The organism is Avibacterium volantium, assembly GCF_049366555.1.
In the GTDB taxonomy this organism is placed as follows: Bacteria; Pseudomonadota; Gammaproteobacteria; order Enterobacterales; family Pasteurellaceae; genus Avibacterium; species Avibacterium volantium_A.
The window spans coordinates 20475-30742 of sequence record NZ_JBMMGT010000029.1 but is presented as its reverse complement, the minus strand read 5'-3'; the positions used below and the strand labels follow the sequence as shown (position 1 = coordinate 30742).

7 protein-coding genes are annotated in these 10268 nt (G+C 43.7%); 3 read left to right on the top strand and 4 right to left on the bottom strand.

Features of this window, described 5'->3' with window-relative positions:
- Positions 1–29: 29 nt before the first annotated feature.
- Positions 30–467, bottom strand: coding sequence for a GNAT family N-acetyltransferase (locus tag ACLS0A_RS09360; RefSeq protein WP_416083257.1), 438 nt, complete (start codon positions 465–467; stop codon positions 30–32).
- Between the two features lie 158 nt (positions 468–625).
- Between ACLS0A_RS09360 and polA the strand changes: the two genes are divergently transcribed.
- Entirely contained in the window at positions 626–3487 is a 2862-nt protein-coding gene (gene polA / locus ACLS0A_RS09355) for a DNA polymerase I (RefSeq protein ID WP_416083256.1), read from the top strand.
- A 74-nt stretch (positions 3488–3561) separates the two neighbouring features.
- Here the strand turns inward: polA and ACLS0A_RS09350 are convergent, their stop codons facing one another.
- Both ACLS0A_RS09350 and ACLS0A_RS09345 read right to left on the bottom strand, forming a co-directional pair.
- Positions 3562–5346, bottom strand: coding sequence for a cation:proton antiporter (locus tag ACLS0A_RS09350; RefSeq protein ID WP_416083255.1), 1785 nt, complete (start codon positions 5344–5346; stop codon positions 3562–3564).
- 110 nt (positions 5347–5456) lie between these two features.
- Positions 5457–7484 carry a BCCT family transporter gene (locus tag ACLS0A_RS09345; protein WP_416083254.1) on the bottom strand — a complete coding sequence of 676 codons (2028 nt, stop codon included), beginning with the start codon at positions 7482–7484 and terminating at the stop codon, positions 5457–5459.
- A gap of 442 nt (positions 7485–7926) precedes the next feature.
- On the opposite strand from ACLS0A_RS09345, the gene copM reads away from it, so the two are divergent.
- Both copM and dprA read left to right on the top strand, forming a co-directional pair.
- Complete coding sequence (gene copM, locus ACLS0A_RS09340) at positions 7927–8277, top strand: CopM family metallochaperone (protein ID WP_416083253.1); 351 nt, start codon at positions 7927–7929, stop codon at positions 8275–8277.
- 158 nt (positions 8278–8435) lie between these two features.
- Positions 8436–9566, top strand: a complete 1131-nt coding sequence (gene dprA / locus ACLS0A_RS09335) for a DNA-processing protein DprA (RefSeq protein ID WP_416083252.1) — start codon at positions 8436–8438, stop codon at positions 9564–9566.
- A 7-nt stretch (positions 9567–9573) separates the two neighbouring features.
- Here the strand turns inward: dprA and rsmD are convergent, their stop codons facing one another.
- Positions 9574–10185 (bottom strand): 16S rRNA (guanine(966)-N(2))-methyltransferase RsmD, encoded by a 612-nt coding sequence (rsmD, locus tag ACLS0A_RS09330; protein ID WP_416083251.1) that lies wholly within the window; start codon positions 10183–10185, stop codon positions 9574–9576.
- Between the last annotated feature and the right edge of the window lie 83 nt (positions 10186–10268).

Genomic DNA, 10268 nt, shown 5'->3' with positions numbered 1-10268 from the left:
GCTTAAATTCTCAAACCAAAATTCAAGTGCTATTTTTTCATAATTAAAATCGGATACGGATTCCCCTGTTCGTCCAACTCATGGCGTTCCACCGTTTGAAAACCCATATGCTGGTAAAAGCCCACCGCTTGTGGGTTTTGTTCATTGACGGTTAAGCGGTTTACGCCTAATGCTTCAATGCCGTGCTGTAATAAGGTTTTGCCGATGCCTTTGCCGCGTTGTTCGGGGGCGATGAAGAGCATTTCTAATTTGGTGCCGTTGATGCCCATAAAACCCACGATTTCACCGTCTTCTTCCGCCAGTAATAAATGTTCTACGCCTTTGAACGCTTCTGGCACATAAGGGCGAATGGCGGCGATTTCTTCTTTGGATAAGAAGTGATGGGTGGCTTCCACACTGGCTTGCCAGAGATTAAGCAAGTGGTCTAAGGGTAAGGTTTCGCGGTCTGTTACGGTGATGATATTCATAGTTTGTGCTTTCCGTTTTCTGCGTTCAATAAATTAATTCGGGCGATTATAATGGGGCGCGTTGTGCATTGTCAGCTTATCTTGCAAAATTTTTCAAAATCCCACCGCACTTTCCGCTATAATATCCCCCATTTTTCATCACTGTTATTGAGAATTTTATGGCTAAAATTGCAGAAAATCCACTTGTGTTAGTTGACGGATCGTCTTATTTGTATCGTGCGTTTCACGCGTTTCCACCGCTCACCAACTCCCTTGGCGAGCCAACGGGGGCGATGTATGGCGTGTTGAATATGCTGAAAAGTTTGATTGCGCAGGTGCAGCCGAGCCATATTGCGGTGGTGTTTGATGCTAAAGGGAAAACTTTCCGTGATGAATTATTTGAGCAATATAAATCGCACCGTCCGCCAATGCCAGATGATTTGCGCAAGCAAATTCAGCCCTTGCACGCCATTATCAAAGCCCTTGGCATTCCACTTTTATCCATTGAAGGGGTGGAAGCGGACGATGTTATCGGAACGCTTGCGGTGCAGGCTTCTCAGGCAGGCAAAAAAGTGTTAATTAGCACGGGCGATAAGGATATGGCGCAGTTGGTGGACGATAACATTATGCTCATCAACACAATGAATAACAGCCTGTTGGATCGCGAGGGCGTAATTGAAAAATATGGCATTCCGCCTGAGTTGATCATTGATTATTTGGCCTTAATGGGCGACAGTGCGGACAATATCCCCGGTGTGGCTGGTGTGGGCGAAAAAACTGCGCTTGGGCTTTTGCAAGGCATTGGCAGTATGGCTGAGATTTATGCCAATTTGGAAAAAGTGGCGGAGCTGCCTATTCGCGGTGCGAAAAAATTAGGCGAAAAATTGCTTGCCGCTAAAGCTGATGCGGATTTGTCTTACATTCTTGCGACCATCAAAACCGATGTGCCCTTAGCGGTGAAGTCAGAAGAACTCACGCTTGGGCAGAATCAGCGTGATGAATTGGTGGAATATTTCGCGCGCTATGAGTTTAAGCGTTGGCTGAATGAAGTGATGGACGGCGAAAGCGGTTTAACCAAAGGGGATTTGCAAAGTGCGAAATTTGCCAGCTCGCCAGAGGTTGCGAACACAATGCAAAGTGCGGTAAAAAATCGCGTCAAAATTGACCGCACTTTATATGAGACGGTGGATAGCCAAGCCAAGCTTGATGAATGGCTGAATAAAATTCAGCACGCTAAACTCATTGCAGTGGATACGGAAACCGATAATTTAGATGTAATGCAAGCGAACTTGGTAGGCATTTCTTTTGCTTTAGAAAATGGCGAAGCCTGCTATATCCCCCTTGATCATTTGCACGAAGTGGCGCGTGAAAGCCAATCACAAGGGGATTTATTCGGCAGCGCAGACGCAACCGAAACCTATTTTGAACGTGTGCCGAGCCAGTTAGACAAGCAGCAATGTTTGGCGGCGCTCAAGCCTTTATTGGAAAATCCAAAGATTGAAAAAGTGGGGCAAAATATCAAATACGATCTTACTGTGTTTGCTAATCACGGTATTGCGCTGCAAGGCGTGCGTTTCGACACCATGTTGGAATCCTATGTGCTAAATAGCACTGGGCGACACAATATGGACGAGCTTGCCAAACGCCATTTGGATCATCAAACCATTGAATTTGAAGCCATTGCTGGCAAGGGCAAAAAGCAGCTCACCTTTGATAAAATTGCTATCGAACAAGCCAGTGAATATGCCGCGGAAGATGCGGACATCACAATGAAATTGCACCAAACCCTATGGCCAGAATTGGCAAAAACGGAAAGTTTGGTGAGATTATTTGATGGCATCGAAATGCCGTTGGTGGGCGTGTTATCACGCATTGAACGCAACGGCGTGTTGGTGGACAGCCAAACCTTGCTCGCACAATCGCAAGAAATTAGCGAAAAATTGACCGCACTTGAAAGCCAAGTGCATCAGGCGGCAGGGGAAAATTTCAACCTTGCGTCCACCAAACAATTACAAGAAATCCTATTTGAAAAGCTTGGTTTACCGATTATTGCAAAAACCCCAAAAGGCGCACCTTCCACTAATGAAGAAGTGCTGGAAGAGCTGGCGCAACAAGGGCATATTGTACCGAAATTACTCATTGAACACCGTGGTTTAGCCAAGTTGAAATCCACTTATACGGACAAACTTCCGCTGATGATCAATCCACGCACGGGACGCATTCACACTTCTTATCATCAAGCGGTAACAGCAACGGGGCGGCTTTCTTCCAGCGATCCAAACTTACAGAATATCCCTATTCGTAATGAAGAAGGACGGCGCATTCGCCAAGCCTTTATTGCACGCGAAGGCTATAAAATTATCGCGGCGGATTATTCTCAAATCGAACTGCGCATAATGGCACATTTATCGCAAGATCAAGGCTTGATTAGTGCATTCCAGCAAGGCAAGGATATTCACCGTTCCACCGCTGCTGAGATTTTTGGCGTGCCACTTGATGAGGTTACCAGCGAACAACGCCGCAGTGCGAAAGCCATTAACTTTGGACTCATTTATGGAATGAGCGCGTTTGGACTTTCTCGCCAGCTTGGCATTCCCCGTGGCGATGCGCAAAAATATATGGATTTGTATTTCCAGCGCTACCCCGGTGTGCAAACCTTTATGACCGATATTCGCGAAAAAGCCAAACAGCAAGGTTATGTGGAAACCTTGTTCGGACGCCGTTTGTATCTGCCTGAGATTCAATCGAGCAACGCAATGCGCAGAAAAGGCGCAGAGCGTGTGGCGATCAACGCTCCAATGCAAGGCACTGCGGCGGATATTATTAAACGTGCGATGATCGCCATTGACAGCGCCATTGCGCAAGATCCGAATATCGCAATGATTATGCAGGTTCACGATGAATTGGTGTTTGAAGTGAACGCAGAGCAGGTTGCCCATTACAGCGAGCTTATTCAATCCCTAATGGAAAATGCTGCGGAGCTTGTGGTGCCGCTGATTGTGGATGTGGGCGTGGGTAATAACTGGGACGAAGCCCATTAATTCGCGTTGATAAGCGTGCAATCAGAAAAACAAAGTGCGGTGAAAAATTTCCATTTTTTCCACCGCACTTATTTTTATGCGCTTTTCGCCGTTTCTTCTTCCGCTACTAACGCTACAATACGGCAGTTAGTTGGGATCGTTTGTTCATCATTGATAATAGAAATAAAGCCTTTATCATCAATGGTATATAACGGCACAAATTGTTTGTTGGTGGTTTTGTAATCTTGATAAGTGTAGCTATCGGTAAGATTGGTTACCTTAACACGCGCATTTTTCGCCAGCATACTGGCTAATTTTGCGTAAGTTACATTTTTACCGAAAAGCCAGTTGGAACGGTAGTTGTCTTGAATATCATAACGTTCCGTTGGATTGTTATCATCGCTGAAACGAATACGGTAAATGTTTTCTTTATCAAATTCGTGGCGATAATGAATTTCCGACAAGGTGTTGAGTTCTTTATCTGTACTAATGGCAAACATATTACCTAATCCGATAAGATCCAAATGGCCATCTGCGTGAGTGGACACGGGGTTGCCGTAGTAAGTACGAAGCCCGAGCATTCTGGCTTTTGCTACTTCGTTATAATGGCGGCTGGCAACCAGCACATCGACATTTTGTTCTTTCAGTGAGGTGGCAATAGCCAAGGCTACAGGGTTTGAGCCGATAATCAACACGCCTTTATACACCGCTTCTTGCACATTCAACAATTTCGCAATGGCTTTCGCCCCTAAGCCTTGAATTAGCACTGTACCAATAATAATCGTGAATACTAACGGCACGAGCAATTCCACGCCTTGAATTTGGGTTTCTTGCAATTTAATCGCGAACAGAGAAGAAATAGCTGCGGCGACAATCCCGCGCGGGCCAATCCAACTAATCATCAACTTTTCATTTAAGGTTAAACTTGAGCCAATAGACGAAAACCAAATGGCAAGCGGACGAGCGATAAACATTGCCACGAATAACAGCAAAATACCTGCCATTCCTACGCCGACCAAATGTGCTAAATTCACCCGTGCGGCAAGAATAATAAACAAGGTGGAAATCAGCAACACCGTGAGGGATTCTTTAAATTCTAAAATATGATCTTTTGGGAAGCCTTTCCAGTTCGCCAATGCCACGCCCAGCACGGTAACGGTTAATAGCCCTGATTCGTGGGCGAAATGGTTTGACGCAGTGAATAACAGCAAAATGTAAGCAAGTACGAACACGTTGCGCAAATATTCAGGGATCATATGGCGTTTAATCAGATTAGCCAGCAACCACGCGCCAGCCATTCCAATCACCCCAGCAACGGCAATGATTTTGGCAAAGGTGCCGATTTCACTGGCTTCACCGCCAGAAATAATGTATTCATACACCAAAACTACGGCGATCGCCCCGATTGGGTCAATGATAATGCCTTCCCATTTGAGAATATTGGCGATGTTGCTGTTGGGGCGAACGCTGCGCAACAATGGCACAATCACCGTTGGCCCAGTTACGCATACCAATGTGCCGAACAGCAAGGCGATTCGCCAATCCACATCAAACAGAAAATAAGTGGCAACCGAAATCACGCTGACGGTGATGAGCATTCCGAGCGAAACCAAGAGCTGCACCACCTTGCCGTGTTGTTTTATTTCGTCAAACTCCAGCGTCAGCGCCCCTTCAAAAAGAATCACGGCAACGCCAAGGGAAATAAACGGAAAGAGCAAATCGCCCAAAATTACATCGGGATTAAACAAGTTCAGCACAGGGCCGACAATAATCCCAATTAGCAATAAAAATAAAATTGAGGGCTGTTTCAAATACCAAGCGAGCCATTGCGCCACAATCCCTAAGCCCACAATGGCAGATAAAATAAATGCGGTATCCATAAGTTCTCCATAAATAATCAAAAGCGAGAAACACTCGCGTAAAAAAGTGCGGTCAAAATTCTATCATTTTTTTGACCGCACTTTGTTTTTAATTGCAGAAATAGGTCAGATTATTCCGCCAATTCTGTTTGTTCGTGCGACATTAACTCTTGCCCCACATCGCCAAGCAGGCTGATGTAGCGTTCGTATTGACGCAAAATATCGGCGATCAGTTCATCTCGCGTCATATATTGCACATCGTAGCCCGTGCGCCCATCAGCAAAATAGGTCATCGGTTGATAGGTAACGGAATGTTGAATATGTGGAAGATTTTCATCGTCCACCAATTGCGATGAAACTTCGTAACTCACCGATTTCACCCCATAGATAAAATCACGCATCGATTCTTTTTTGATGATCAGTTCCACGCTTGGCTCTTCTGCCTCAAGCGATGGCACAACGTCCACATTCAGGCTGTAAACTTCCACTAACTCTTGGCGTAGCTCACGCATTGCAGGCAAGGCGGTGCGTTTTAGGAATTTCACAATATCCTTTTCCTGCGTTTGGTTGAGCATTTGCCCTAAGCGATCTTTCCATTTTTCCCCTGTCCATAACAAACTGGTTGGGGTGACTTTGGCGGCGAAATATTTTTGATCCGCGTTCAAGCCTTTCCATAAACTCACGCACATCACTAACATCAACATTGCAAAGGGAAGCGCGACCAATAAAGTCATTGTTTGTAGCGTGCCTAGCCCGCCTTCACGCATTAACACAATGGCAAGCACCATCATCACCGCGCCCCACATCATCGCTTGCCAACGTGGTGCGGAAAGGCTTTTATCGCGCGATGCCATATTATTTAGCACATAAATTCCTGAATCTGCTGAAGTGATGAAAAAGAGCGAAATAATCACTAAGGCTAACGTGCCAGTGAGGGCAGAGAGCGGTAAATAATCTAAGAATTTAAACAATAATTTTTCTGGCGCAGAAGTAAATTCGTGCAATGCGCCGTTGGCAACGTTTAATTCTAACCAAATCGCACTGTCACCGAACACGGTAAACCATAGAATACTGAATAAACTTGGCACGGCTAGCACGCCGAAGATAAATTCACGAATGGTGCGACCACGGGAAATACGCGCGATAAACAAGCCCACAAACGGCGCCCAAGAACACCACCACGCCCAATAAAGCACCGTCCAGCCAGTGAACCACGCAGTGTTTTCTGTTTCGTACGCATAGGTTTTAAAACTTAGGCGTACTAAATTGCTCAAATAAATGCCAATGTTATCGCTGAATGTGGTTAATAAATAGAGCGTTGGGCCTGTAACTAAAATAAACAGCATCAGGGTTAAGGCTAAGCCTAGATTGATTTCGCTGAGTAATTTCACCCCTTTGCCTACGCCAGAAATAGCGGAAAATACCGCAATGGACATCACCACAACGATAATAATGGTTTGTAGGCCGAAGCTATTTTCTTGCACCACGCCAAGTTCCGTTAGCCCCGCACCAAGCTGTGCGGCACCAAATCCGAGGGTGGTGATGATCCCGAATAGGGTAGCGACTAACGCCATAATATCAATCACATCGCCGATCTTGCCGTTAATGCGATCTTTCAATAAAGGATAAAAACAAGAACGCAACGCCAACGGCAATTTATAACGGAAACCAAAATAGGCGAGCGCTAAGGCAATCACGCCATACACTGCCCAAGCGTGAATTCCCCAGTGGAAAAAGGTATGCAATAAGGCTTCTTGTTGTTTATGTTCAGCAGATCCTGTGGTGATGGTAGAAAAATAATGGGTGAGCGGTTCTGCTACGCCGAAGAACATTAATCCCACCCCCATTCCTGCGGCGAACAGCATTGCTAACCAAGAAAGGAAAGAAAATTCAGGCTCTTCTTCATTCGTTCCAAGCTTAATATTACCCAAGCTACTGACCGACAACACGAATAAGAAACAAAGAAAAACGGAAAAGGCTAAAATATAAAACCAGCTAAAATTCGCAAACACGCCCGCTTTCGCCCAGTTTAAAAGTGCGGTGGTTTTTTCTGGCAAAATTAACGTTGCAACGAGCAACAAAATAACCAGTAATAAAGTTGCCCCTATAACAAAGGGGTTAAACGATGATCTTTTATGAATAAAAGCAGAAAAAGACACAACAATGATTCTCCTTTAAGTTAATGTTTTGTGCACATATCAATCTCAACAAATAAATTGAAATAGCCGCTAAATAGCTCGCTTAAATAAAGAATACAAAACAAATTGATGAATGAAATTGCTTCAAATTTGAGCTAAAAAAGACGTTCATTACGTCTTTCTTAGCAATAAACGTTTATACAACGCATTGAGTTGTACCTCACAGTACAAAAAGACGAAAAAATCATACTTTCTCGATATGAAATTCTCAAAAACGAATAGATTATAGCATAAAATATCGAGGATTGACAGGCCTTATTATTTTCACTTATATATCAATAAGATAACTATAAATTTATCAAAGAAATGTATAAGAAGAAGTTTTGCTTTTTTTCTTGACTTACCCTAAGGGTAAGGTTTATTATTTTGGCTCATTTAATCATACAAAAATAAGGTACTCACAATGAAAAAAGCACTATTGATTTTAATCGGTTTAGTTTCTAGCACTGCGATGGCTGAAATGCAACATCATCACACTGCACATCAACCTAATGCAATGCAAAGTGAATTAATGGCAAGTATGTCTGCAATGCACGCGGATATGGAAAAAGGAATGCAATATCAAGATGCTGATGTCGCGTTCGCGGCTAGTATGCTGCCACATCACGAGGGCGCGGTGAAAATGGCTGAGATAGAATTAAAATATGGCAAAGATCCTGAATTACGTCAGCTAGCAGAAAATATCATCAACGCACAACAAAGCGAAATCCAATTTATGCAACAGTGGTTGGAAAAACATCAAGCTAAACAATAACGCTGAAATAACGCCCCAACTCAGGGCGTTATTACTTTTCTAATTCCCCAAATAGGAATTAAATTCTCGATCACTGTCGCAAAACGCAAACAAAGTTTACTTTCCTTCTTCCCTTTCTTTTAAGCTACTCCTCTATTTTGCCAATTTCTAAAATATCAATGCTAAAAAACGAGATCTTACTCCGCTTATTACAAGTGCCAAAACTTGGAGCGAATACGATTCAAAAAATGCTGGCTGAAATTAGCCCTGAACAGCTTTTAGACTATGACGCGATTGCTTTCAAACAAATGGGGTGGACAGAAAAACAAATTCAGCGCTGGTTTAATCCTGAGCGTAAATTTATCGAGCCGGCGTTAGATTGGGCGCAAAGTGCGGGCAATTTTTTGCTTAATTTTACTGAGCAAGATTATCCTTATTTGTTAAAACAAATTCCGTCAGCGCCGCCGCTGTTATTTTTACAAGGAAATTTGACTGCACTTTCGCAACCACAAATTGCCATTGTGGGCAGCCGTTATTGCTCTAATTATGGAGAATATTGGGCGAAGTTTTTCGCTCAACAATTAAATCAGGCAGGTTTTGTCATTACCAGTGGTTTGGCGCTAGGCATTGACGGTTTTTGTCATCAAGCGGTGGTAGCGCAAAAAGGGCAGACTATTGCCGTATTAGGCAGTGGATTGAATGCGGTTTATCCCGCTAAACACCGTGGTTTAGCGCAACAAATTATTGAGAATAATGGGGCATTGGTTTCTGAATTTTTGCCCAACCAACCGCCCGTGGCAGAAAATTTTCCACGCCGCAATCGTATTATCAGCGGACTTTCTCTTGGCACATTGATCATCGAAGCCACAGAACGAAGTGGCTCATTAATCACCGCACGTTACGCCCTTGAGCAAAATAGAGAAATCTTTGCGCTTCCTGGTAATATCCAAAATGGCTTTAGTGAAGGCTGCCATAAATTGATTAAACAAGGGGCAACATTGGTGGAAAATGTGCAGGACATTGTGGATAATCTGCCGAATTACGGCTATTCTGCATCATTTTATGCACAGCCAAAACAGCAAGATCTCCCATTTAATCAAAATAGCACTCAAGAAAAAAGCGTTACCCCACAACAAGCTGAACCACCAAGCTACCCCGAACTTTACGCCCAACTTAGCCATATTGCCATCAGCCTTGACGAGCTTTCCGCCCGCTTATCTTTACCCATTGATGCACTACTCACACAATTATTAAGTTTGGAATTGCAAGGTTTGGTAGTGAGCGAAAATGGCTTATATCGAAGGAGTTAAAGAAGTATTATTCGCCCAGCAAATATTGATACAACCGATAACTCACTTGCCCGGTGGTTTTTTCTTTTAATATTTGCCAATTATCTGGCAGGCTTAGGGTTTTATTTTTTTCCGTTTCCACATAAATTAGTGCATCGGGCTTAAGCCAATTAAATTTAATCAGCAAATCAACGGTTTGTTGTGCGAGATCAAAATGAAAAGGCGGATCGAGAAACACCAAGTCAAACACGGGTTTTGGTTCTGGTTGCTGTAAATAATGCAAACTATCTTGGTTAATCACACGTCCTTGCTGTGGCGTACATTTAAGCTGTTGTAGATTTTGCGTGAGTTGCTTTGCCACTTGCTTATTGAGTTCTAAAAAGGTCACTTGCTTAGCTTGGCGTGAAAGGGCTTCTAACCCCAATGAACCGCTGCCAGCAAAACAATCTAAGCAAGTCGCGTCCACAATATAAGGCATCAGCCAGTTAAATAGCGTTTCTTTCACCCGATCACCTGTTGGGCGCAAGCCTTCCGCATTCAACACAGGTAATTTCCGCCCACGCCAAAGCCCCGCAATAATACGGACTTCACCTTTTGCCAGATTTGTATGTTGCTTGCGTGCTACAGGATTTTTTTTCATAGGGATTCGCCAAATTATGATAAACTATGCAAACTTTTCGCTGAACTTAATGCCCATTTTCAGCCGACTTTTGCATTCGGTAA

What these genes read in the sequence shown, in the direction of transcription:
- copM (WP_416083253.1), top strand. Translation starts at nt 7,927, where the DNA reads ATGAAAAAAGCACTATTGATTTTAATCGGTTTAGTTTCTAGCACTGCG.
- dprA (WP_416083252.1), top strand. Translation starts at nt 8,436, where the DNA reads ATGCTAAAAAACGAGATCTTACTCCGCTTATTACAAGTGCCAAAACTT.
- rsmD (WP_416083251.1), bottom strand. Translation starts at nt 10,185, where the DNA reads ATGAAAAAAAATCCTGTAGCACGCAAGCAACATACAAATCTGGCAAAA.
- ACLS0A_RS09350 (WP_416083255.1), bottom strand. Translation starts at nt 5,346, where the DNA reads ATGGATACCGCATTTATTTTATCTGCCATTGTGGGCTTAGGGATTGTG.
- ACLS0A_RS09360 (WP_416083257.1), bottom strand. Translation starts at nt 467, where the DNA reads ATGAATATCATCACCGTAACAGACCGCGAAACCTTACCCTTAGACCAC.
- polA (WP_416083256.1), top strand. Translation starts at nt 626, where the DNA reads ATGGCTAAAATTGCAGAAAATCCACTTGTGTTAGTTGACGGATCGTCT.